The organism is Pseudoalteromonas sp. R3, from assembly GCF_004014715.1.
In the GTDB taxonomy this organism is placed as follows: domain Bacteria; phylum Pseudomonadota; class Gammaproteobacteria; order Enterobacterales; family Alteromonadaceae; genus Pseudoalteromonas.
This window is the reverse complement of record NZ_CP034835.1, coordinates 443,983-468,407: the sequence shown is the minus strand read 5'-3', so window position 1 is coordinate 468,407 and position 24,425 is coordinate 443,983. Positions and strand designations below refer to the sequence as shown.

19 protein-coding genes and 1 other RNA gene are annotated in these 24,425 nt (G+C 45.8%); 7 read left to right on the top strand and 13 right to left on the bottom strand.

The features are described 5' to 3' along the window. Positions 1-107 precede the first annotated feature (107 nt). The 4 genes from ELR70_RS07015 to rsmI form a co-directional block, all read right to left on the bottom strand. Positions 108-632, bottom strand: coding sequence for a hypothetical protein (locus tag ELR70_RS07015; protein WP_054014305.1), 525 nt, complete (start codon positions 630-632; stop codon positions 108-110). A gap of 267 nt (positions 633-899) precedes the next feature. Beyond that, entirely contained in the window at positions 900-8,075 is a 7,176-nt protein-coding gene (locus tag ELR70_RS07010; protein WP_082353123.1) for a LamG-like jellyroll fold domain-containing protein, read from the bottom strand. 278 nt (positions 8,076-8,353) lie between these two features. After that, an RNA gene (gene rnpB / locus ELR70_RS07005) (RNase P RNA component class A) lies at positions 8,354-8,724 on the bottom strand. A gap of 50 nt (positions 8,725-8,774) precedes the next feature. Beyond that, positions 8,775-9,638, bottom strand: coding sequence for a 16S rRNA (cytidine(1402)-2'-O)-methyltransferase (rsmI, locus tag ELR70_RS07000; protein WP_054014303.1), 864 nt, complete (start codon positions 9,636-9,638; stop codon positions 8,775-8,777). Positions 9,639-9,701: 63 nt separating this feature from the next. On the opposite strand from rsmI, the gene ELR70_RS06995 reads away from it, so the two are divergent. Genes ELR70_RS06995 through dolP form a run of 4 tightly spaced genes read left to right on the top strand, consistent with a single transcriptional unit; the run spans position 9,702 to position 13,119 of the window. Further along, complete coding sequence (locus ELR70_RS06995; RefSeq protein ID WP_054014634.1) at positions 9,702-11,594, top strand: penicillin-binding protein activator; 1,893 nt, start codon at positions 9,702-9,704, stop codon at positions 11,592-11,594. A gap of 3 nt (positions 11,595-11,597) precedes the next feature. Next, positions 11,598-11,963 carry a YraN family protein gene (locus tag ELR70_RS06990; protein ID WP_054014302.1) on the top strand — a complete coding sequence of 122 codons (366 nt, stop codon included), beginning with the start codon at positions 11,598-11,600 and terminating at the stop codon, positions 11,961-11,963. Between the two features lies 1 nt (position 11,964). Beyond that, positions 11,965-12,549, top strand: coding sequence for an SIS domain-containing protein (locus ELR70_RS06985; RefSeq protein ID WP_054014301.1), 585 nt, complete (start codon positions 11,965-11,967; stop codon positions 12,547-12,549). A gap of 3 nt (positions 12,550-12,552) precedes the next feature. Further along, entirely contained in the window at positions 12,553-13,119 is a 567-nt protein-coding gene (dolP, locus tag ELR70_RS06980; RefSeq protein ID WP_054014300.1) for a division/outer membrane stress-associated lipid-binding lipoprotein, read from the top strand. Positions 13,120-13,169: 50 nt separating this feature from the next. Here the strand turns inward: dolP and ELR70_RS06975 are convergent, their stop codons facing one another. The 8 genes from ELR70_RS06975 to zapE form a co-directional block, all read right to left on the bottom strand. Next, positions 13,170-13,619 carry a ClpXP protease specificity-enhancing factor gene (locus ELR70_RS06975; RefSeq protein ID WP_054014299.1) on the bottom strand — a complete coding sequence of 150 codons (450 nt, stop codon included), beginning with the start codon at positions 13,617-13,619 and terminating at the stop codon, positions 13,170-13,172. Continuing rightward, the gene (gene sspA / locus ELR70_RS06970) at positions 13,619-14,245 is read right to left on the bottom strand and encodes a stringent starvation protein SspA (protein WP_054014298.1); all 627 of its coding nucleotides are present in this window, start codon (positions 14,243-14,245) and stop codon (positions 13,619-13,621) included. Before sspA ends, ELR70_RS06975 begins: the two co-directional genes overlap by 1 nt. Before the next feature lie 127 nt (positions 14,246-14,372). Continuing rightward, entirely contained in the window at positions 14,373-15,110 is a 738-nt protein-coding gene (locus tag ELR70_RS06965; protein WP_054014297.1) for a cytochrome c1, read from the bottom strand. Continuing rightward, the gene (locus tag ELR70_RS06960) at positions 15,107-16,399 is read right to left on the bottom strand and encodes a cytochrome b N-terminal domain-containing protein (protein WP_054014296.1); all 1,293 of its coding nucleotides are present in this window, start codon (positions 16,397-16,399) and stop codon (positions 15,107-15,109) included. Before ELR70_RS06960 ends, ELR70_RS06965 begins: the two co-directional genes overlap by 4 nt. Beyond that, positions 16,399-16,989 carry a ubiquinol-cytochrome c reductase iron-sulfur subunit gene (petA, locus tag ELR70_RS06955; RefSeq protein ID WP_054014295.1) on the bottom strand — a complete coding sequence of 197 codons (591 nt, stop codon included), beginning with the start codon at positions 16,987-16,989 and terminating at the stop codon, positions 16,399-16,401. Before petA ends, ELR70_RS06960 begins: the two co-directional genes overlap by 1 nt. Positions 16,990-17,493: 504 nt before the next feature. Continuing rightward, complete coding sequence (rpsI, locus tag ELR70_RS06950) at positions 17,494-17,883, bottom strand: 30S ribosomal protein S9 (protein ID WP_010386602.1); 390 nt, start codon at positions 17,881-17,883, stop codon at positions 17,494-17,496. Between the two features lie 12 nt (positions 17,884-17,895). After that, positions 17,896-18,324: a 50S ribosomal protein L13 gene (rplM, locus tag ELR70_RS06945; RefSeq protein WP_010386604.1), complete on the bottom strand. Its 429-nt coding sequence runs from the start codon at positions 18,322-18,324 to the stop codon at positions 17,896-17,898. 259 nt (positions 18,325-18,583) lie between these two features. After that, complete coding sequence (zapE, locus tag ELR70_RS06940; protein ID WP_054014294.1) at positions 18,584-19,678, bottom strand: cell division protein ZapE; 1,095 nt, start codon at positions 19,676-19,678, stop codon at positions 18,584-18,586. Between the two features lie 141 nt (positions 19,679-19,819). Between zapE and ELR70_RS06935 the strand changes: the two genes are divergently transcribed. The 3 genes from ELR70_RS06935 (at position 19,820) to ELR70_RS06925 (ending at position 23,091) form a co-directional block, all read left to right on the top strand. Next, positions 19,820-20,272, top strand: a complete 453-nt coding sequence (locus tag ELR70_RS06935) for a DUF1043 family protein (protein WP_054014293.1) — start codon at positions 19,820-19,822, stop codon at positions 20,270-20,272. Positions 20,273-20,383: 111 nt separating this feature from the next. Continuing rightward, positions 20,384-21,736 (top strand): DegQ family serine endoprotease, encoded by a 1,353-nt coding sequence (locus tag ELR70_RS06930; RefSeq protein WP_054014292.1) that lies wholly within the window; start codon positions 20,384-20,386, stop codon positions 21,734-21,736. Positions 21,737-22,008: 272 nt separating this feature from the next. Beyond that, on the top strand, positions 22,009-23,091 hold the full coding sequence (locus ELR70_RS06925; RefSeq protein WP_054014291.1) for a trypsin-like peptidase domain-containing protein: 1,083 nt from the start codon (positions 22,009-22,011) through the stop codon (positions 23,089-23,091). Positions 23,092-23,156: 65 nt separating this feature from the next. Here ELR70_RS06925 and murA read toward each other — a convergent pair whose 3' ends face one another. After that, positions 23,157-24,422 (bottom strand): UDP-N-acetylglucosamine 1-carboxyvinyltransferase, encoded by a 1,266-nt coding sequence (gene murA / locus ELR70_RS06920; protein WP_054014290.1) that lies wholly within the window; start codon positions 24,420-24,422, stop codon positions 23,157-23,159. Positions 24,423-24,425: the final 3 nt, after the last annotated feature.

Here is a 24,425-nt window from a genome sequence, read left to right as displayed (position 1 = left end):
CTCACTTAACGGTGAGCCGCCTCATTTGGCCGCTCACACTTTTGCTATTTACCTGATAAAACGTGTTGTAATCCGACCGAACCTTGCGGTCGGTTTGTGTGGTGAGATCAGGCGTTCAGCTGATAAGTCAGTCTTGCTCGATAGGTTAAGTTTGCGGGCTGACAGTCATTGATCAGCCCCGTGCGAGCACGAGTCGCACATTGATGCCAGGGTCGTGTCAAAGGTTGATGAATATATTGCTGGCTCACCCGATACAAGTCGGGGTCAGCAAAGACATAGAGTAGATCATAATCCGGCTGCTGGTCCGGATGCAGAAAGTAACTGGGATGCGTTAAACGGTTCTGTGACGGCAGTTGCGCGGGATAGCTTGCCGGTTGTGAATGCGACACCTCAGTACCGGGTGCAGGCAAATGCTTTATCAGTGCAGTGTCGGTGGCTTTATGCCAGAGATCATTAGCGTCGGGCGCTGTGTGTGGCTCGGCACTCTCTGCCTGTGACAACACAACCACAGAAACGGGTTGAGTTTGCCAATCAGCGGCCACGGCATCACGACTACCCATATTCAGTAGCGTACATAACAGCAAAAACGGCACTAAACACCGCAGCACTTTGGCAAATGTCTCATAACTCATGTGGTGAAGATATAGTCGGCAAGGTGGTTTTTCAATAGCCATCACAAAAAATGGCCTCGATATCGGGCATGTACATAGCGGTAAAAGCCAGCATGCACCATTCGATTGCCCCCTGTACTTTTGCACGCATTGTGTACAAAAATACCCCTACCAACGACCCTAGTAAATCATAGCCTTTCGCGTAACGGTCTCATAAATATTATCGAAACAAAAAAGCCGCGACACTTTTTGCTATCGCGGCTTCAAACTTTTTATACGCTATTGAGCTTATTCAAAATCAACGGTAACAATCTGCTTCTGGCTTTGACCGTTATCACTACTGTAAATGTAATAACTAAATGAGTCGCTTGCACCATTTGCACTGCCATTTGGTGTATAAATAAATTCACCTGAGTATTCGCCGATGGCTACGTCGCCGAAGGCAGGCGCATCTGCTAATCCGAATGTGACTCCAGTACCGCCTGGCAGCTTGCCAGAAAAAGTAGCATACTCAGTCGTTGTAAACTTAATATCAAGGCTGTTATCTACTTCAACCGCGCCATGTATCGTTCCGTGAAACTCATCTTTTGCTAAGTTCTTCGCGCTGTCTTGTTCGAAGTCATAGTATAAAAATAGCGCTTGTTCACACCCAGCTCCCATTTCGACAGTGCAATCAGCAACTTCAGTATCAGTCAATGCACGAGTCCAAACAGCGACATCATCAATGTGTCCTTGGAAGGCACTGGTTGATGTATCGCCTGAACTGTATGCACCAATACGAAGCGGCAATGTATTGTTCATGTTTTTCTGGTTGCCTAAGTTAATCCGCTTTACTCTAACACCGTCAACAAACAGTATTAAATCTTTATTTTCCCAATTAGCAAGCGCTGCAACGTCATACCATCGACCTGTTTTAAGGTCTGTACCATGACCTGTGTAAACTATTGATCGCGCACCATCATTGGTGGTGTGGTAGTTAAATTGCAAACGATTATGTTGATTCACTAAGAATTGCCAACCTTTATGAACATCATTGTTAGACGCTTTTTTGGCAGCAATAAGGCGATGTACTCCCTTAGTGCCCGGCTCGATATAGATCTTAGCTTTAATTGTGAAGCTCTCATCACCAAAGTTTAAAGACAGATCTTCATAGGGCACATTTACATAGTCGCCATTACCATCAAATGTTAAATAAGTATTATGTTTTTCGAACGTTGGCGTGTTAACAAGTGTCATAGTGCTTGCGCCTGTTAAGTCTGCAATTTCGCTGTTTACTTCATTGTCGAAGCTATAATAAGACACCAAACTTGACTCATTTAATGACGCACTTAAATTGCGCTGTGCAACAATAGAATCTTGCGATTTCGCATAGTTCCACACGCGGATCTCATCAATATTGGCATCTAACTTTTTGCTCACGCCGTCGTTGCCAGAACCCCACACAAAGTAAACATTGCTATCTTGTGCAGCATCCACTTCAGAGATGATTAGCTCACCGTCTAAGTAAACAGACAACTGTTGTGTCGGCTGGTCATAACTCACAGCATAGTGCTGCCACTGACCAACAGTGATTGTCTCAGTTGACTTAAACGTGGTGTTTGTTGCTTTCACACGTAAGCGACCATCCGAGAATATTCTCACCGCAGCTTTTGAAGAATTTGCGTCTTCTGAAAAAGTGAATAAATTAGAGTTATCGTCTGGGTTCAACGAGTTTACTTTTACCCACGCTTCTATCGTGTATGAACTGTTTGGATTAAAGCCTGAATCCATAGTTTGAATCATGCTCTGATCTGTACCGTTCAACACAATTGATTGACCAAAACCACCCAAAATAGACATATCTTGATGGAACGGGCTTTCAACATACGTCCACTCAGAGCATTCAGGGGCACCGAATAACGTGCCATCATGTGGTGTTACACAAAACGCAACATAGCTATCAATGTCTTCAAGCGATAAGGTATATGATTGAGATAAGCCACCAGCAATAACTTGCGCATCACCGTTGCTGCCTGTCGCAGAGCGATACCATTGGTAATTTGTTGCCTCTTCGATATCACTTTCATTATCAGTATAAGTGTAAGATGCCGTTAAAGTAGATTTACCTATAAACTCACCTGCTACTGTTACATCAGATGCCACTGGCGCATTATTGCCATATGACAATACCGGTTCACCACATGCTGCACTGTTACTACATAAATCAAATGATAATTGGGTCGTGAATGAGTTTTGCGCGATAGTGATTTCCGTAGGTCCACCAAAGTCTGTGTCGCCAGCCGTAACCACTTTCTCGCTGTCGTACAGTGGTCCATAAGACCCCTTTTCAAACATCAAACCTTGGTTACCCTTGGTGTAGATATTGTCAGCTGTACATACCGCTTCTTGCACGTTGTATTCAAACTCAAGTAATTTAAATGGCATTCTAAAGAATGCACTCATCTTACTGTTATTAACAAAGTTCGATGCAGCATTGACGGTTAACGTTGCGTCAATCATGCCGTCATTGTTAACGTCATGAGTTAACTCTGGTGTAAAGGTGATATCTTGTTCTGGGTCGAAATAAATCTCAGTGCCATCTTCTAGAACTAGAATCGCAGAAGATTCAATGTTCAACTCAAAGTCTTGTTTTAAATCAAGCGCTGCACTTAAGAAAGTATCAAGCGTGCTGAATTTGTAACGACGGTATAAATCGTCACCAGCTGGTGCAAAATAGTCGTCAACACATTGTTCCGACGTACCTTCCATTGCCTCCATGCCTGCTGCTGCATGCCACTTGGTCCAGTTAGAACCCCAGTAGATCTCTTCCGATACCCAGTCCTTTAAGTCGTGACCGGCTAAGAAACGCAACTTATCGACGTCTAAGTCAATTGCTTTTTCAATTGCTTTTCTGACATTTGAAGATAACTCAGCTAATGAATCACGGGTTAAGTTTTTAATAAATAGAGCGATATTCTCATCAGATACATTCGCAGGAATGTATGAAATGATCGTAGCTGTCGGATCAGAAACATCCGTGCTGATAATTTCAACGCCATCCGTTAAACCTATGTGAGCGTATACAGCGTCGATAACTTCCACACCATTTACCACACTCGTACCAAAGCTAATGTCGTCACTTCTGGCTTTTGCGTTTTCTGTTGCGACAGCAACGGATAACTCGTAAAAGTAGCTTTCTGTTAAAGACGTAATTTCTTCATCGGTAAGATCACGAGTTAAATCGTAAACTTCAACACCATCTTCCAACTCGTAACAATCGGCACGATTAAGCGCGTTAGCACAGTTTTCACCATAAACACCAAACGATTCTGAACCGACGATTTTTTCATAAGATGCGTAATCAATTTTGGTTTGACCATTTAGCTTTTCAAATAGCGCAGATTCATACTTGATTAAATAGTCTTCAAAAATTAACTCAGCAGAAATTTGCACACCAGGAGACGACGCCATGAAATTTGCATTTTCACCAACGGTAAACTTGGTTGCTAAATTAACCGGCTGACCTGCAGCTATTTCATCTGGGAATCGTAAGTCCATCTCAAGAGGAATGTCAGCTTCGACCCAACCGCCGAATAAGTTCATGCCGCCCACATAATGGATTTTACCGTGTGATTCAATTCTAATAATTGCAGGATCATCTGGTAGATTTTCTTCTGGCACAGTCCAAGTATGCTTCGTTTCTGTTGACGCCCACTCAGGCGCACTCATGCCAAGCAAATCTAAAACCGTGTTTTCACCCCAGTAACTACCTTCACCACTGACATCACCTTCTAAGGTAATCTCCATTGAATCCATATCTAATACGTCAACAGTAACTTGTGCAGTATCAGTAGTATTGTATTGGTCATACACAATCACTTGTAATGTGTAAGTAGCGGTATTTTCAAAATCTAAACGAGAGATGGTCGGGTTAATGCTTAATACACCCGTTTGTGCATCTAATAGGAGATCACCGTCTTCATTACCGCTCAAGATTTGGAACGTAACGAAGTCACCAACATCATTTGCATCGGCTGCAAGTATGCCAATTCCTGTACCGCTGGCAGCAATTTCACTGACAGTAAACGTTTGGTCTTCAATCGTTGGGGCATTATTGACCGTAACTGTTAAACCATCTTGCACTAACATAGTCGCTGAGCCAGACGTAAATACTTTATAAGTTACATTATCGATAACTTGTGTTGTTTCAGAGTCAACCCATTGGTTATTTGCTGCACCAACATAGTCATCGTTGTCACCTAAAATACGTAAGTTTGAGTTACTGCTCACGCTCTTATTAAGCGTAATTGAGTTAGCACCTGAACCACGGATATCAAATACTTCAACGTTGCGAACACGAGAAGCTTGTGTTACAAGGTCCAGATTAATACCTGAGCCATCAAAGATGAGCGTATCAGAATTACCGCCACCGTCGATACGTGTGAAGGTGTTATCAGAAATATAAATGGTATCTTCACCAGGGCCAGCATAAACCGCGTCAGTGCCACCGTTAGTACGAATGACGTCATCACCTGTACCAGTTGCGATATTATCTGCGGACGCTGTACCTGTGATTGTGTCGTTACCGTCAGTCCCCCAAAGTGTTACTAACCTGCCATCACCATTTAGTACGTAAACTGCGCCAGTGTTGTTTAGGTTGTTTTTATTTGCTGAAGGCGTACCAAATTGAATGTCTTTGATGCCGTCGCCATTAATGTCACCAGCACTTGCAATGAATTGCCCAAGTTGCTCGCCACCATTACCTTCAGAGTAAAAGCCTTGTTGGGTTTCAATGATCTCACTAAGATAAACAGGCTCTGTACCTGCACGGCCATAAACGGCGTATACGCGACCCTTGTTGTCCTCTGCAAACGGGTCACCGATGATGATGTCATCAAAGCCGTCGCCATTTAAGTCACCTGCACCACCGATTGAACCTAAAATAACTTGTAAGTCACTGTGGTCGATATTTGACGCATCATTGTGAATCACAAAACCACCATTGCCATTGGCAATATCCGCTAGGTTGATTTCATCAGCAACGTCAACACCACCAAATAAGATGTATGCTCGAGGGTGATTAATACCAGAGCAACACCCTGTGTCTGTCAACAATAACGCGATATCGTCAACACCATCGGCGTTTACGTCACCTACATGAGAAGTAGTAAATGAAGGAAGTGCATCAAGAGTTGCATCGCCAAAATCGAAACCATAATTGCCGCTGCCTTCAGGCGTGATCTTAATGCCGTGTTCGTCTTTGTAAATATTGTTATATTTAATGGCTTCCCCACCGATACGGCCGTAAACCACATAGCTTGTACCAGCTGTATCAACGTATAGACCATTGCTTACGATGAAGTCAGTTAAACCGTCACTGTTAAAGTCACCCGTTGGTAATACTTGTGCGCCGTAATGCCAATCACTGAATAACTTTCTGTTAGGACGAGTAATCGCAAAACCCTGTGTATTGTAGTCTGTTGCAACGTTGACTAACTGAACAACGTTTTTATCTTTTTTACCGTAGACAACATACGCTAAATTGGGATCAGCGGCGCCGTCTTCTAATAAATTTCTTAATGCAAAAGAACCTGTGCCCGCTAAGAAACGAGTGACTGTTTCACCGATAACGATATCACCCAGGCCGTCACCGTTCACATCACCAACCACTAAAGAGCCGCCAGAGTAGTCTTGAGTGTAAGCACCGTGAATAGCAAAACCTTTGTCGCTACTGCCATCGTTTAAGAATTGCAATGCAACATGGGTAGTATCGTCTTTACCAAAGACAACATAGGTAGAACCTGAATTGTCACCATTAGTACCGGCGTATGGTGCACCAACCACAACATCTGATAATCCGTCGCCGTTAATATCAACACCACCAGCTACTGCAAAACCTGCGTTATCGCCAGCTTCCGCACCAAGAATACCAAAACCGCGATTACCGTCTTGAACTTCAGTCAGCGTCGGGAAGGTGCCCGTTGCATCACTAAATAGTACGTATGCTGCACCAATATCTTCAATAAGAATATTGCCTTCATCATCACGCCAGTCCATTTGAGGTACACCTACGATGATATCGTCAAAACCATCACCGTTAACGTCACCAGCAGGCGCAACTGCCCAACCAGTCCAATCAGCTGCATCTAAACCATCAATGGATTGCGCGTTATAATTTAATGAATCATTGATGTCGTTCACATTAATTGTCACTAAGGTGTCGTACTGGTTTCCCGCACCATCTGTAACGCGAACTGTTAATGAATACTGGTTGTTACCAAGTTCATAATCTAATTGCGTTTGGTCAGCAACTTTAATTTCACCTTTAACCGGATCAACTGAGAATACACCCGCGTCATTACCAGACACGATTGAATAGGTGTAATGTTCTAGTGGGATATCCCAACGACCAGCTTCGAAGATTTGATAATGCAGCTCAAACTCACCAAAACGGTTTGGTAAAAGGTTTTCATTATCTGCATGCAGATAACCTTCTAGCATCATAGGTGCAACGAAATTTAAGCGTACGGCTGCATCGAAAATCTCTTTGTCTTTGCCAACGGCTTGTACAAAAACAACTGGGTTGTTATACGCCTTTGAGAAAGTAATTGAGAATGGATTTTCGATGTCAGTATCATCAACCGTGATAACACCTGTTTCACCAACAACAGCCATCGTCTCAGTAAACAATAAACCTGTACCTTGTAATGCAAAAACGTTTACGTTTTCCGCAGCATGTGAAGCATCATCAAGATTATCAATATGAACTTTTACTTTATTTGCAGACAATTCATCAACTGCCACGCCACTTTGCGAAGTGCCGTTGTACGTCGATAAAGAAGTTAAAATATTCGGAGTGTCTGTCATCGGCACACTAAACGCGTGACCGTAGGTATTGTGTGTTACCGAAGTGCCAGTGCTTGACACGTCGATAGGCTTGTCGTTCCAAAAAGCTGAAATAGGCTCAGCAAATGCAATCCAACCTAGCGTTTCACCTTCGCCAGTGTCGAGGAAGCTTTGGATAACGCTAGTGCCTTTTTTGTCTAACTCTGATTCTAATACCGCTTCAAAACCAAGGGCTGTTACATTGTCTAGACGATGACGCATTAACAAGCGGTTATTGTTCTTGCTTGTTACGCCAGAATAAGAATAAGTACTTACTTCGTACTCTACCTGATAGTCACTGTTTGACTGGATTTGACCAAATACGATTGGTGCTTGTGTAAAGGTTGAAGCAAATGAAATAGGTTCAAACGCTTCACCGTTTGTTATCCAGTTTTTGATATCAGTTGTGCCAACCTCTAAGCGCACCGTTTTATCCGATACGCCATCAAGAAAACGAACAGTACCAATGGTTGTGTTCGTTTTAGTATTTTCATCAACCTCTATTGTCAATGGGGCCAGAGTTGTCTGAGCAAAGCTAGGGAAACTAGTCCCCACAGTCAGCAATGCCAGGTACAGTTTGTTCCGCATAATAGTATTCATACCCCTCTATCTAGTCGGCAAATACAGCTTAAGATATGAATTTATCTCACAAAAATGAGATTTAAATATGGATACAATGAGGAAGTGTAGACATTTCTCATTAGCTCTTTGCGCCCTGAACATGTCTAAAAACCCAAATTAACTACTATAAAACGATGAGATATATACAAGCACATTTGTCATGTAACGTTTTGCGTAGCTAAGGCGTGAAAATACGAGATAGGCTTTAAAAGTAGGTTAGTAAACGCTTGCATGCACAAGCGTTTGCTAATGTAAAAAGGGTGAGTCAGCCTGTAAGCCGGGTTCTGTTCTCTCCCGAAGGAGATCGATAATCATTCGTCTAGGCTTGGGATCGCTCCCAAGCTCGAGCAACCTACCCGGTTCCGATGCGGGCCACACCATAAGGAACCCTATTTGGTCTTGCTCCGGGTGGAGTTTACCTTGCAACCAACTGTTACCAGTGGCCCGGTGCGCTCTTACCGCACCCTTTCACCCTTACCGGTTCCGAAGAACTTAGGCGGTCTTCTCTCTGCTGCACTTGTCGTAGGCTCACGCCCCCCAGCCGTTAGCTGGCACCCTGCCCAATGGAGCCCGGACTTTCCTCCCCCTGATCATTTTCGTCACAGGCAGCGATTATCCGGCTGACTCAGGCGGGCGATTATACGCACCTTTAGCGTAAAACGCAGCATTAATTTGCGTTTATTCCCCTTCACGCTCGGCGATGATGGCTTTATACAGGGCGTTTTTCTTCAATCCGAAGTACTCAGCAGCAATACCACAGGCTTTTTTCAGCGGCATTTCTCCTTCAAGCAGACCTATCAGCTGTTTCGCTTCAGGCGTCATTTCGCTGCTGACCTGGGTTTTGCCCGGCAGCATCAGTACCAGCTCGCCCCGCTGACGCTCAGGTTCGTTTTCAAGAAACGCGATCAGCTCACTGACAGGCCCACTGAAAAAGGTTTCATAGGTTTTGGTCAGCTCTTTGGCGAACACTACCTGCTGCTGCTCACCCAGTGCTGTTTGCAAGTCAGCCAGGCTAGCCATAATACGGTGGGTGCTTTCGTACATAATGCTGGTGATGCCGGACTCATGCGCCTCTTTAAAAAAGCTCTGACGGGCCTGACTTTTAGCAGGTGTAAAACCGATAAACTGAAAGCGGTCGGTGGGTAACCCTGAGCAGCTTACCGCGGCAATTGCGGCACAGGCGCCCGGCACAGGTGTGACCTGAGCACCCGCTTCACGACATAAGTTCACCACCGCATAGCCTGGGTCGCTAATAAGCGGCGTGCCGGCATCGGATACCAGTGCGATGTCCATGCCCTGCTCCAGCCAGGTTAGGATCTGCTGCGCCTTTTGTTTTTCGTTGTGGTCATGCAACGCAAAGGTTTTTGCTTTTATGCTGAAGTGGCTCAATAATTTACCTGTGTGACGAGTGTCTTCGGCAGCGACCAAGTCGACCTCTGCCAGCACTTTCAGCGCACGTTCACTGATGTCTTCTAAATTGCCTATGGGTGTGGCAACGATATACAGGGTGCCAATTTTGTCTGAGATTTCGGCATTTGTCATTGAGCTCTCCAGGGTCAGTCAGTAAGATATCCACAAACAAAAGGTATGAGTAAAGGTTTGCGAGTGCGACTGAAAAATATAAGTCTAGTGATTGCGGTATTGTCGGGGTTATCGGCCTGCGGCACAACCCCTAAAACGGCATCAACACCAGACCAACAGACATTAGCGACAATCACCACTGCACCGGCCGAACAACTGGATGCTCAGGGGTTGTTTGATAAAGCCAGTCGTAAACAAGGCGCAAGTAAAATTCAGTTGCTGTATCTGGCAAGACAGGCTGCCATTGACGAGCAAAACTGGCCCATTCTGGAAAAAGCCTGTAGTGAACTCGAAAGCAAGGCCAGCGTCGATCATGTACAAAACAAGCTTTATACCGCATTGGCCCGACAGCAACAGCAAAAATACAGCAGTGCGCTGGCCTTATTGCAAACCTTAGAAAGCAAATTGAAACTGCCTGAACATCAGGCCTGGCATCAGTATTTAATGGGCAGCGTGTACGCCGCTCAACAGCTACCCAAAAAAGCGCTGGTGCATTACTTCAACAGTGCAGATCTGGCCAACAAACATCAGTTAAACATTGCTGGTCTGAATCAGGATATCTGGCAGGCACTACAACAGCTGTCTTCATACGCGCTAGAAAGATTTGACCGCGGAACGGTCGTACAACAAGGCTGGGTTAAACTGGCCAAATATCATCAAATCTATCTGGGCTCGACGGTGCAGCTCCATCAGGCGCTGAATAACTGGCAACGTCGCTATACCAATCACCCGGGTAGCGAGATTATTCCGACTGAAGTGAAAGCCACACTGGACCTGGCTCCATACGAAGTCACTCGGCTCGCTGTTTTATTACCTGCCTCGGGAAACAGTGAGCGCCTTGGCAGAGCCCTGAAGAATGGTTTTTTAGCCGCCATGGACAATAACCGTGTTGAAGAAATCTTCTTTATTGATGAAACGCTGGATGTGGCACAAATAGACAGGGAACTGCAACAGAGCCAGGCCGATTTCGTGATTGGCCCGTTACTGAAAAGTAATGTTGAGAGGCTCACAGCCAGTACCTATTTGACTACAACACCGGCCCTGTTCCTTAATACGCTTGATGCTGAAACACAGCCAGACAACCCCAACCACTATTACTTTGCTCTGGATCCAGAACACGAAGTAGAACAAGCAATGGTGCACTTTCTGGCCAAAGGCTATCAAAAACCGATGCTGCTGGCACCCGACACAGCGTCTGGTAAACGCTTGATCAATCATTTTGAGACACAATGGCAAAGATACAGTGAGACCCAGCCTGAAGTCGGATTTTACTCGGACAGTGAAAACATGGCACAAGTGGTTCGCCAGCTACTCGAAGTTGACAGCTCAAAGCAACGGATTGCGACGATCAAACGCATGTTCAGGCGCGAACTGGAAAGCGAAACGCGCTCGCGTCGAGATATAGATGCCATCTACATCCTGGGTGATGCCATCGAAACCCGTTTGCTTAAGCCATACTTAGACGTAAATGTCAGTACCTTTGCCGATCGCATCCCCCTGTATGCCAGCTCACGTAGCTATAGCAAACAGATAGACAAAACAGATAAAGGGGATCTCGACGGGTTATTCTTCACTGAAGTCCCGTGGATGTTGCCAGGCGCGGTGAAGTCGCAAAGCTTACGCGAACAACATACTCAGTTGTGGCCTGAACAATCGGACATTGAACAACGCCTGTTCGCCATGGCCTATGATGCGCTCAATTTGATCCCAGAAGTTAAACAGCTGAGCAAAATCCCAGGTAAAGAGTTTGACGGTCTGACCGGCTCACTCACTATCAAAGAGGCAAACCGGATTAGTCGTCAATTGAGCTGGGCGCAATATCACAAGAAACAGATCAGGCTGGTCAGTCTGGATCAGAGGGCACCGACTCCGCTGTTTATGAAACAGCTGTATGACGACTACCAGGCACAGCAATAAGTTATGTTTGGCAACCTATTCAATCACAGCCGAGAAAAAGGCCAACACTATGAAAGGGTTGCTGAAACTTTCTTAAATAAGCAAGGTCTTAAGAGCATAACTCGCAATTACCTCTGCCGATATGGCGAAATCGACCTGATCATGAAAGACGGTGATACCTGGGTCTTTATTGAGGTAAAATTTCGCCGAGGTGGTGGTTTTGGTGGTGCGCTGCAGGCTTTGAGTCAAAGTAAGTTACAAAAATTACGTCGCAGTATATATAATTACCTGCAACAATCTGCGTTGCACAATGTCCCTTTGCGAATAGACTTTGTAGCAATTCAAGGCGATAACAACCCAGATATCCAATGGATTAGAAATATTACTTAGTATGCAAGAATCAATAAAAGAGATCTTTACCGAAAGCATTCAGGCACAAATTGCCGCAGGTGAAGCGCTGCCTGAAGTATTAGAGTCAACGGCTTATGCCATTGCACAATGCCTGATCAACGGCAATAAACTGATCTGTTGTGGTGTGCCAAGTTGCCACATGATTGCCGATCACTTTAGTAACCTGCTGATCAATTACTTTGAAACTGAACGTCCTTGCCTGCCAGCACTCACGCTGAGCCAGACACAAATCAACCTCAGCAACACAGAAGAAAGCCAGGGCTATGACTATTTTGCTCGTCAGGTTCGTGCCATTTCTAATCAAAATGACCTGCTTTTTGTGGTTGCTATCGATGGGCACGAAAAAAGCGTGATCAGCGCCGTGGAAGCAGCCTTGACGAATGATCTGAATGTCATCGCCTTGATTGGGGATGATGGTGGCGAACTGACTGGTCTGCTCGGCCCAAATGATGTAGAGATACGTGTACCGAGCAAACGGGCCAGCCGCATTCTGGAAACTCACTTGTTTACCGTACACTGTCTGAGCCAGTTAATCGACAATATTCTCTTTCCACAGGACGCATAAAAGATGTTAAAACGACCTGCACTGATACTTTGCTCAGTTCTGCTGATCCAGGGCTGTGCCGCCGCAGTGGTTGCGGGAACGGCTGGCGCCGTGACTTCGGCCAATGACAGACGGACACTGGGTTCACAAATTGATGATAACAATATCGAAATTAAAGGAACACTGGCGCTAAAGCGCATTCCAGCCCTGGCAAACCACGCCAATATCAGCTTGGTGAGTGTCAACGGCCATGTGCTGATGGTGGGCCAGGTGAGCACCACAGAAATGAAACAGCAGGCACACAATACCCTGCAGAGCGTTCAGGGCATTAAACGCATATACAACCAGCTAAGGATCGGTAGCAATATAGGTATTACCACACAAACTAACGACAGCTGGCTGACTACTAAAGTCAAAACCAAATTGATTGCCGATGACCACATAGATGGTGGCAATATTAAGGTGGTGACAGAGAACAGTGAGGTATTTTTGATGGGCCTGGTTAATCAGGATGAAGCAAATCGCGCTGTTGAAATCGCACGCAATGTTCATGGCGTACTAAAAGTTGTTAAAGCCTTCGAAATCTTATAATAGGCATAAAAAAACCTGCCAGCGGGCAGGTTTTTTTGTTGTTTGACGTGCTACTTAATCACTCTCAAATGCGAGGGCTTTTTCGTCTTTTCAGACGTTTCTTTCTCTGTTGAAGGGGCTTCAACAGGATCCTCAGTCATCGCTTCGTGAGTCTGAGCATGTTCTTCTGAAACCTCGTCATCTTGTGGCAGATCCGGTTCGGAGAAGATCGTACCTTCACCATTCTCACGCGCATAGATGGCCAGTACTGCGCTAATCGGTACATATACCTGCATGGGCTGGCCAGAGAAACGCGCATTGAAGCTCAGTGCATCGTTGTCCATTAAAAAGTTAGCAGCTGCTGAAGGGCTCACATTCAGCACAATCTGCCCCTGCTGAACAAACTGACGTGGCACTTCAACCGCCGGATACTCAGCATCGACCACAATATGCGGTGTACACTGGTTATCGACAATCCAGTCATAGAAAGCACGTAATAGGTAGGGGCGATTTGAAGTCATTAGCTGCGGATCTCTCGCTCAGCTTCGGTCAATGAAGCCTGGAATGAATCGCGCTCAAACAAACGCAGCATGTATTCCTTCAGCTCTTTTGCACCTGCACCTGACAAGTCAATGCCAAGCTGGGGTAAACGCCACAACAGTGGAGCGAGGTAGCAATCAACCAGACTGAACTCTTCACTCATGAAGTAAGGCGCTTCACTGAAGATAGGTGCAATCGCAAGTAACGCTTCTGTCAGCTCTTTACGCGCCTGCTCAGCATCAGCTCCGCCTTGTGCAATTTTATCTGCCAGACTGTACCAGTCAGTTTCAATACGGTGCATCATCAGGCGACTGCGACCACGCATAACAGGGTAGACAGGCATTAATGGAGGATGAGGGAAACGCTCATCTAAGTATTCCATTATGATATTTGCCTGATACAGACCTAACTCTCTGTCGATCAGAGTGGGAACTGTACCATAAGGGTTAATCTCATGTAGTGCCTCTGGCAAGTTGTCCTTTTCGGCCAGATGAATATCGACACTTACCCCTTTCTCGGCCAATACGATACGAACCTGATGGCTGTACATACAGTTTGCACCGGAGAAAAGAGTCATAACAGGGCGCTTATTGGCAGCAACGGCCATGCCTACCTCCATAAATTAATGACAAAGTAATAACATCACTTTAATACCAATTTTATGTAATAAAATCGATAAAAACAGCAATAGGGGCTTAAGCCCCTATTGCATCAATTGCTGGTAAGTGTCCAGATTAATGGACATCTCTCCAGTATTCTTTCTTCAGCAGGAATGCCAGAATGAAGAAGATAACCAGGAAGCCAAGTACTTTAATACCCATCGCTTCTGATTGAAGGCGTGAAGGCTCACCAACATAAGCAAGGAAGTTAGTCAGGTCACGAACCGCCTGATCATACTCATCCGCGCTTAGCTCACCTGAGCCATCAGTTGTGATGCTTTTCACTTTCTGAACTTTTACGCCGTGCTCTTCTACTTCTTCAAACTCTGCAGTAGGCACACCTTGCAACTCCTGCAGAACGTGTGGCATACCAACCAGCGGGAACACTGAGTTATTTACACCAAACGGACGGCTTTCGTCAACGTAGAACGACTTCAGGTAAGTGTATACCCAGTCAGCACCACGTACACGTGCAACCAAAGTCAGATCTGGTGGCGCAGCACCAAACCATTTTGCAGCGTCATCAGTGTCCATTGCGTTAAGAATGTGACCACCAACTTTTGAGTCATCAAAAATCAGGGTTTCTTTACCAATCTCAACTGGGATACCGATGTCACGGAACGTACGCTCATAACGCTGATACTGCATCTGGTGACAACCCAGACAGTAGTTCATGAACAACTTAGCACCGCGTTGCAAAGACGCATTATCAGTCAGGTCATGGTTTGCTTCCAGTAAAGGAACCGACGGACCTGCTGCCATTGCAAAGGTAGGCAGCAATGCGAATAAACCAATCAGTAGCTTTTTCATCATTTCGTCAACCTCGTAGGCAATGGCTTAGTCGTTTCATTCTTCGAGTAGATAAACAGCAATACGAAGAACATGAAGTAGGTTACGGTACAAATCTGTGACAAGATTGTTGAAGTCACAGTTTGTGGTGTTGCACCAGCCCAACCCAGAATGAAGAAGGTAACAACGAACTGAGCAATGTTCAGCTTGTGGATACCACTACGGTAGCGGATTGAACGAACCTTACCACGGTCTAACCAAGGCAGCAGTGCCAGCATCACGATAGACACGCCCATCGCAATAACACCCATCAACTTGTCTGGGATTGCACGCAAGATGGCGTAGAAAGGTGTGAAGTACCAAACCGGGAAAATGTGCTCAGGTGTTTTCAGCGGGTTAGCCGCTTCAAAGTTAGGCGCTTCTAAGAAGAAACCGTTCATTTCAGGCATAAAGAATACCACCCAACAGAACAGGATTAAGAAGCCAGCTACACCCAGAATGTCTTTAACGGTGTAATACGGGTGGAAAGGGATCGCATCAACGATGTCTTTCTTACTCGTGTAGTACTCATGGAACTTAAATTTAGGCTTGTCTTCTTCAGCAACAGTGCCTTTCTTACGTTTGATGTCGATACCGTCTGGGTTGTTTGAACCCACTTCGTGTAGCGCAACAATGTGCAGGAATACCAGAATAACCAGTACCAGAGGCAATGCAATTACGTGCAATGCAAAGAAACGGTTCAGGGTTGCTCCAGAGATTACGTAGTCACCACGGATCCACAGCGTCAGGTCATCACCAATCACCGGAATAGCACCAAACAGTGAAATGATTACCTGCGCACCCCAGAATGACATCTGACCCCAAGGAAGTAAGTAGCCCATGAAAGCTTCAGCCATCAGTGCCAGGAAGATCAGCATACCGAATACCCACAGCAGTTCACGCGGCTTCTGATAAGAGCCATAGATCATGCCACGGAACATGTGCAAATAAACCACGATGAAGAATGCCGACGCACCGGTCGAATGCAAATAACGAAGTAACCAACCGTACTCTACATCACGCATGATGTATTCAATTGAAGCAAATGCGCCTTCGCCTGAAGGAACATAGTTCATTGTCAGCCAGATACCAGTCAGGATCTGGTTAACCAATACCAAAATGGCAAGCGAGCCAAACAGGTACCAGAAGTTAAAGTTTTTAGGTGCTGGGTATTGCGCGATATGCATATTCCAGACACGCGTCATAGGAATACGATCGTCAATCCAGTTCATCACAGCGCCGATTGCGCCTGGTTTATCAACCTTCGCAGTCATTATGCAACCCCTTCTTCTTCACCTACCAAAATGGTAGTGTCGTCAATAAAGGTATAAGGCGGGATCTCCAGGTTCAACGGAGCTGGTACAGCCTGGAATACCCGGCCGGCCATATCGAACTTAGAACCGTGACAAGGACAGAAGAAACCGTGTTCAGTACCTTCAACCTTTTCACCAAAACCACCATTGAGGAATGACGGAGAACAACCTAAGTGAGTACAAATACCGACTGCGACAAAAATCTCAGGACGCTTAGAACGGTGAGAGTTTTTGGCAGAGTCGAGCTGTTGTGGCTCTTCTGAGTTAGGATCACGAAGGTTACCTTCGTGTTTTTTCATTTCATCCAACATCGCAGGCGTACGATAAACAACCCATACAGGTTTGCCTCGCCACTCAACACGAATCAATTGTCCAGGCTCAAGCTTGCTGATGTCTACTTCTACAGGCGCACCTGCAGATTTAGCTCGCTCACTCGGATTCCAAGACGCAATAAAAGGAACAGCAGCTCCAACCGCACCAACGCCACCTACGACAGAGGTAGCGATAGTTAAGAAGCGACGTCGGCTGTTGTCTACAGGCGCATTGCTCATCCACTTATCTCCACTATGATTCTCAACACTTGCTATATTGAGAACATCAGTTACAGCAGGTTAATTTTAAGAAACTACAAAATAGACGCGATCATAAATAAATCCCTTGATTAAAACAAGGTTATTCCAGCACCATGCCCGAATAAACCCACGAATATTAGGGGATTGGTTACTTCGAGCATGAAGCCGATTTACTATGGTAAAACGTCATACGCGACCTTTCACTGACTAAGATCAAGCTCTGCTGGTGAGCTATCAAAATTTAACCAGTGTTTTCGCGACTCATTACTTGCCCCGCAATTGTAGCAAAAAAATGCGCCGAGATATCGTCCGAACTCGACTAATTATTATAATTATTGAACTTTTTTGACCATAAAGCAGGTCGAGAGAATGTATGTTGCAAACTCAAAGAAAAGAGACAGCAAAAAACACCGAGATTTGAGTCGCCTGAAAACAAAAAACCCAGCACGAGGCTGGGTTTTTGCAATTCTGAAACGTAATAAATTAACGTTTTGAGAACTGAGTCTTCTTACGTGCTTTCTTAAGACCAACTTTCTTACGCTCAACTTGACGAGCGTCGCGAGTAACAAAGCCAGCTTTACGTAGAGAAGGACGTAGTGACTCGTCAAACTCCATTAGCGCACGAGTGATACCGTGACGGATAGCACCAGCTTGACCAGTTGAACCACCACCTGCAACAGTGATGTATAGGTCAAACTTTTCTGTCATTTCAACTAGCTCTAGAGGCTGACGAACAACCATGCGAGAAGTTTCACGACCGAAGTACTCTTCGATAGAACGCTGATTAATTACGATGTTGCCAGTGCCTGGGCGTAGGAATACGCGAGCACTTGAACTTTTACGACGACCTGTACCGTAGTATTGATTTGCCATGAGTAGTGCTCCTTAAATGTCTAGAACCTGAGGCTGTTGAGCCGCGTGGTTATGCTCGTTACCAGCGTAAACTTTTAGTTTACGGAACATTTCACGACCTAGAGGACCGCGAGGTAACATGCCTTTAACTGCTTTTTCGATGATCATTTCAGGCTTTTTAGCTTGAAGTTTTTCGAAGTTTACAGATTTAAGGCCACCTGGGTAACCAGAGTGTGCATAGTACATTTTGTCCTGAGCTTTGTTACCAGTTACAGTAACTTTCTCAGCATTGATAACGATGATGTAATCACCAGTATCAACATGTGGAGTGTACTCAGCTTTATGCTTACCGCGTAGGCGAGAAGCGATTTCAGTAGCAATGCGACCTAAAGTTTTACCTTCAGCGTCAACTACGTACCAGTCACGTTTTACAGTTTCTGGTTTAGCAACAAACGTTTTCATTATAAAAATCCAAAGTTTTCAGTTAAAACCACAGGTAGTCCGAATGACTACCGCTCTACTTTTTGGTGCTTTAACCCCTTCGAGTTTAAGACTTTTTTGCCGCTCAAGTCAGTGGCTAAGCCGACGAGGGCAATAGTAACGCAACGTGGCAGGCCGCGGATTATAGCAAGGGTTTTGCCACGATGCTAGGGGATGGCTGTTTTTTCCACAAAAAACATGCCATTCTCTGAAATATGTAAGAAACGGAAAGGTTCAGGCGTTATGCCAGGTGCTCTCGGGCGAGGTATTCCAGCGACTGCATTTCCTGCAAGCGACTGATACACCGCTTAAACTCAAAATTCAGCGTGCCGTCTGTATACAGTTCTGTGATGGGCGCCTCTGCGGAAATGATCAAAGTCACGTTACGCTCATAAAATTCATCCACCAGAGCAATAAAGCGCCGTGCCGCGTCATCATTATTTTGTCCCATCTGTTTTACATCCGATAAGATCACTGTGTTATACAGGCGGCTGATCTCCATGTAATCTACCTGAGAGCGAGCGGTTTCACACAAGGCACTAAAGTCGAACATAACAATACAGTCAGACACTTTACGGGTCTGGATCAGGCGACCTTCAATCTCGATTGGTTCATTTAGTTTGCCTGGCTCAGGTGACAGCTTATCAAAGTACTCAAACAGGTTGTCGTCGGCTTCTTTGCCCAAGGGGCTGTGAAAGATTTCGGCCTGCTCCAGGGTCCGTAAACGATAGTCGATCCCCGAATCCACATTGACCACGTCGGTATTTTCATTTACCAGAGCTATCGCGGGTAAAAAGCGTGCACGTTGTAGACCATTACGATACAACTCATCAGGGATGATATTGGACGTTGCAACCAGCACAATACCACGCTCAAATAAGGCTTCCATCAAACCGCCCAGCAACATGGCGTCGGTAATATCCTGAACAAAGAACTCATCGAAACAGATGATATCGGTCTCAGCTTTAAAAATATCCGCCACCACTTCAAGCGGGTTTTTTACTTCTTTGAGTTTTTTCAGTTCATCATGCACGCGATGCATAAAACGGTGGAAATGCACCCGCATTTTTCGTTCAGTTGGTAGTGCTTCATAAAAAGTATCTACCAGATAGGTTTTGCCACGACCTACCCCCCCCCAGAAATACAACCCTTTGACTTTAGGCTGTTGTGTCTTTTTCAAACCAAATAGGCTGCCAAACAGGCTTTTTTTGACCGGCTGCTGATTGGCCAGATCATCATACAATCTTTGCAGGTGCCTGACGGCATTTTCCTGCGCGCTGTCATAGTGAAAATCATCACGCTGTAAGTCTTGTTGGTACTTTTCCCAGGGCGTCATCATCTTTTTTAGTGTCGAAAAGCAGTTTTATTTGCCCGCTATATTAACACGCATCGAAACTCAGCGTATATTTAAGCTATCGAAGTCGATTATTTTTTGCATTCGGTGCGACACCTCACGCACCATTAACAGGAGTACTTTATGACGACAATCGCCTGGTTCGGGATCCTTGTAATAGTCGCAATCGCTGCCTTTTTCGCAGGCACCTTGTTGACTAAAAAACGCTTCAAGCATGATGAACTGGAACAAAAAGCACAGGAAGCACAGCATGCATTAGAGCAGTATCGTCAGGATGTAACAGATCATCTGGCAGACAGCAAAAAGCTAATGGCCAAGCTGGAAGAAAACTACAGCCTGCTCAACCGTCACTTTGAGCAAGGGAAACAACTCCTTAGCCAGGAAAAAGCACTGAAAAATGAGCCTTTTTTCTCGAAGGAAACCACTGAACAGTTACACGCCTCATTACACATGCGAGACGAGAAACGCCGCGCCAGTGAACAAACTCATGATACTCCACCAAGTGACTATGTAGAAGGAGAAAGCGGCCTGTTCAAAGGAGAAGGGTCACAAAGTGAGCAATTAAAAGCCTCTTGATGAACTTTTTTTTGACCCCATAGTCTGTAGAAATAGCAATTGAATAATGGATGATGCGTTTACGCGCATCATCCAACGGACTAACGCTGTTTCCAGGAGAATTCCAAGACTATGAAACTGAAATTATCATTAATTACCGCAGCGCTACTTTCTTCAAGCTTATTCTTATTACCCGAAACCAGCCACGCACGCCTGCCTGTAGCCGTCGATGGCCAGCAGCTGCCTACCCTTGCTCCCATGTTAGAAAAGGTCACCCCTGGGGTGGTCAGTATTCAGGTATCTGGTGCAAAAGAAGTACGTCGACGCGTTGACCCATTTGATTTCTTTTTCGGTAACCCGGCCCCGCGCGCTCAAAAGCGTCCTTTTAGTGGCTTAGGCTCAGGCGTTATCATTGATGCAGACGAAGGCTATGTCGTTACCAATAACCACGTCATCGATGAAGCCGACAATATTATTGTAACGCTTAAAGATGGCCGCGAATTCAAAGCAGAACTGGTCGGTACTGACAAAGAGTCGGACATTGCTCTGTTACAAATCGAAGGTGAAGATCTCACTGCCGTGAAGCTGGCTGATTCCGACAAGCTTCGAGTCGGCGACTTTTCCGTTGCCATTGGTAACCCATTTGGCCTGAGCCACACGGTAACCTCAGGTATTGTCAGCGCATTGGGTCGCAGTGGCCTCAATATTGAAGGGTATGAAGATTTTATCCAGACCGATGCCGCGATCAATCAGGGGAACTCCGGTGGTGCACTGGTTAACCTGCGTGGTGAACTAATCGGGATCAATACTGCCATATTGGGTGCCTCGGGCGGAAATGTCGGTATCGGCTTTGCCATTCCTTCTAATATGATGAAGAACCTGGTTGATCAGATCATTGAGTATGGTCAGGTACGTCGAGGCTCACTCGGGATCCGGGGTCGAACGCTTGATGCTGGCCTGGCGAAAGCCCAGGGATTCGACGTTAAACAAGGCGCCTTTGTACAAGAGGTCGTCAAAGATTCAGCGGCAGATGAAGCTGGCATTAAGGCCAACGATGTCATCGTTGCGCTCAATGGCGATAAAATTGAAAGCTTCGAAGAACTGCGCGGTAAGATTGCGACCCTTGGTGAAGGGAAGAAAGTAAAAATTGAAGTCTATCGCGACGGTGATACCCGCACACTCAATGTTGAACTGAAAGGTGCGAGTGAGCAACGTGCAGAGGCAGATCGCATTCACCCCAGCCTGCAAGGTGCTGTACTTGAAAGTGGTGAACGCAATGGTAATCAGGGGATTGTGGTAGTGTCCGTTGAGGAGCGCTCTCCGGCTGCCAGAGTGGGACTTCAAGAGGGTGATGTGATTATGCAGGTCAACCGTCAGCGTGTTGTATCCGTGCGTGATATGAAACGTCTGATAGATGATATTCAGGGCAATATTGTTTTGGGTATTAAGCGAGGTCGCGACTCTGTATTCTACCTCATCCAGTAACCCACAGTACTTACAGCATTGTGTTTAAACGATAAACAATACAGCAGCACTCGCCGCTGTATTGTTTTTTCAGTCGCTATCATTGAGTTACTCGCCGTCATACGCATCAATCTTAGTGAGCCCGAAAAAGCGCCCTATTTATTTGTTCTGAGAAAAGATTTTCAACTTAGTCTACGACTGGTTTAACCCTCTGTCTGAGCATGTCTTAATGCAGATTACTGTTAATTATGCCATTATTACCTTCTACACTGATAACTAGATAAAAAATAGCCGTGTTTAAATTGTTCAAGCTTATTATCCCGCCAATCTTCATTGGTTTAGGTCTGGCATTGATTATCATCTGGCTCACGCCCGAGTTGCGTCAAAATGCCCTGCGCCTCAACCTCAACAGCCACTATACAGCGCAGCATATGAGCTTTGCGTCCGGCGTTAACCGCGCAGCACCTGCTGTGGTGTCAATTTTCTCAGAAAGCTTTAGTAACCAGCCGAGGTTTAAGCGGCAAAATACGGTTCAGGAACTCGGCTCAGGTGTGATCATGAGCAGAGAAGGCTATATCCTGACCAATTACCATGTCGTCAATAATGCCGATCAGATTATTGTTTTGCTGCCAGACGGGCGCTTATTCAATGAAGTACAATTGGTAGGATATGACACTATCACCGACCTGGCCCTGCTGAAAATTAAAGCTGAGCACCTTCCGGTGATCCCGGTTGATGATGCGTTTAACCCACAAGTTGGTGATGTGGTACTGGCTATTGGTAATCCTCTAAATCTGGGACAAACCATTACTCAGGGTATTATTAGTGCGACGGGAAAGCAGACTCTGACCGACAGTCAATACAATAGCCTGCTACAAATGGATGCGGCTGTAAATATGGGTAACTCTGGCGGCGCACTAGTCAACTCAAACGGCGATCTCGTCGGTATCACTTCCGCACAGTTCAGGGCCAGATACAATATCGATATTCAAGGTATTTCCTTCGCTGTGCCTTATTCTCTTGCTAAAGATGTAATGGCCAAACTTATCAAAGATGGCCGAGTGATCCGTGGCTACCTGGGTTTCCGAGGCACCCCTGTCGATAACACCGGACAGGAAGTCACTAATGTCTACACCACCATTGTCGGGTTAAGGATTAGCGACCTCGACCCCTTGGGTCCTGCCTGGCAGGCCGGTATGAAGGAAAATGACATAGTGACAAAAGTAGCGGGTGAGCCCGTTAAAAATCCACAACAAACTTTGCGTAAGATAGGCAATACGGCACCGGGCACTCAGTTAGAATTTGAAGTCTATCGAGGCGATCGCCACCTGACTTTCATGGTGGAAGTGGCTGAGCTGGAAACGCCGATTTATTAACTTGCTAAGAAGTTGAAGCAATAAAAAAGCGAGCTCAGCTCGCTTTTTTAACATTCATAATTTGGTTAATTATGGCGACGCTTGATCTTCGCGCCCAGCTTACTGAGCTTATCCTCAATACGCTGATAACCCCGGTCAACATGGTAAATACGATCAACCACCGTCTCACCAATGGCGACTATGCCGGTTAAAATCAGGCTGGCTGATGCCCGTAAGTCGGTTGCCATCACCTGCGCACCTGATAAAAATTCGGTCTCTCCACAATAAGCGGTATTGCCCTCAAGACGAATATTAGCCCCCATACGCTGCAGCTCAGGTACATGCATAAAACGATTTTCAAAAATCGTCTCAGTAATAGTCGCGCTACCATTAGCCACTACATTCAGTGCCGTAAACTGCGCCTGCATATCGGTTGGAAAGCCAGGGTGTGGCATTGTTTTAATATTCACCCCTTGCAGCGTGCGGCCTTGCATACTGACAAAAATGCTGTCTTCGGCCACCTCAACTAGCGCATTAGCATCACGCAATTTATCTAGCACAGGCTCAAGGCTATGATAATCTGTGTTTTTACACAAAACCTCTCCGCCACTCATCGCTGCGGCAACTAAAAAGGTGCCCGTTTCTATTCTGTCTGGGAGAATCTTGTGTTCACAACCTTGCAGGGCTTCCACCCCTTCTACTTCAATACGGCTGGACCCGGCACCGGATATTTTGGCTCCCATGGCAACCAGGCACTCTGCGAGATTGACGATTTCCGGCTCACGCGCCGCATTTTCCAGCACCGTTTTCCCTTGTGCCAGCGTTGCCGCCATCAAGAGGTTTTCAGTTGCACCTACCGAGACTGTTTCCATGAAGATTTCAGCTCCATGCAACCGTTTCCCTTGTGCAATATCGGCATTGATATAGCCATTTTCAACACGAATGGTTGCGCCCATTTTCTCCAGCCCGGAAATATGCAAATCCACAGGGCGTGCGCCGATAGCGCAGCCACCGGGTAGCGATACCTGTGCTTTACCAAAACGAGCAAGTAAGGGGCCCAGCGCCAGTACTGATGCACGCATCTGCTTAACCAGCTCGTAAGGTGCCAGTACTTTATCAACCTTGGCACCATCAATCTCTAGCAACTGACCACGCCAATTGACCTCAGCACCTAAGGTGCGCAGTAAGGCTTCTGTAGTCCCTATATCCCTGAGTCTTGGTACATTACTGAATGTGCTTTTTCCATCGGCAAGGAGTGCCGCAAACAGAATTGGCAGGGCTGCGTTTTTAGCCCCGGAAATAGTGACTTCACCGTTTAAAGTGGTGCCACCTTGGATAACAAACTGATCCATTGT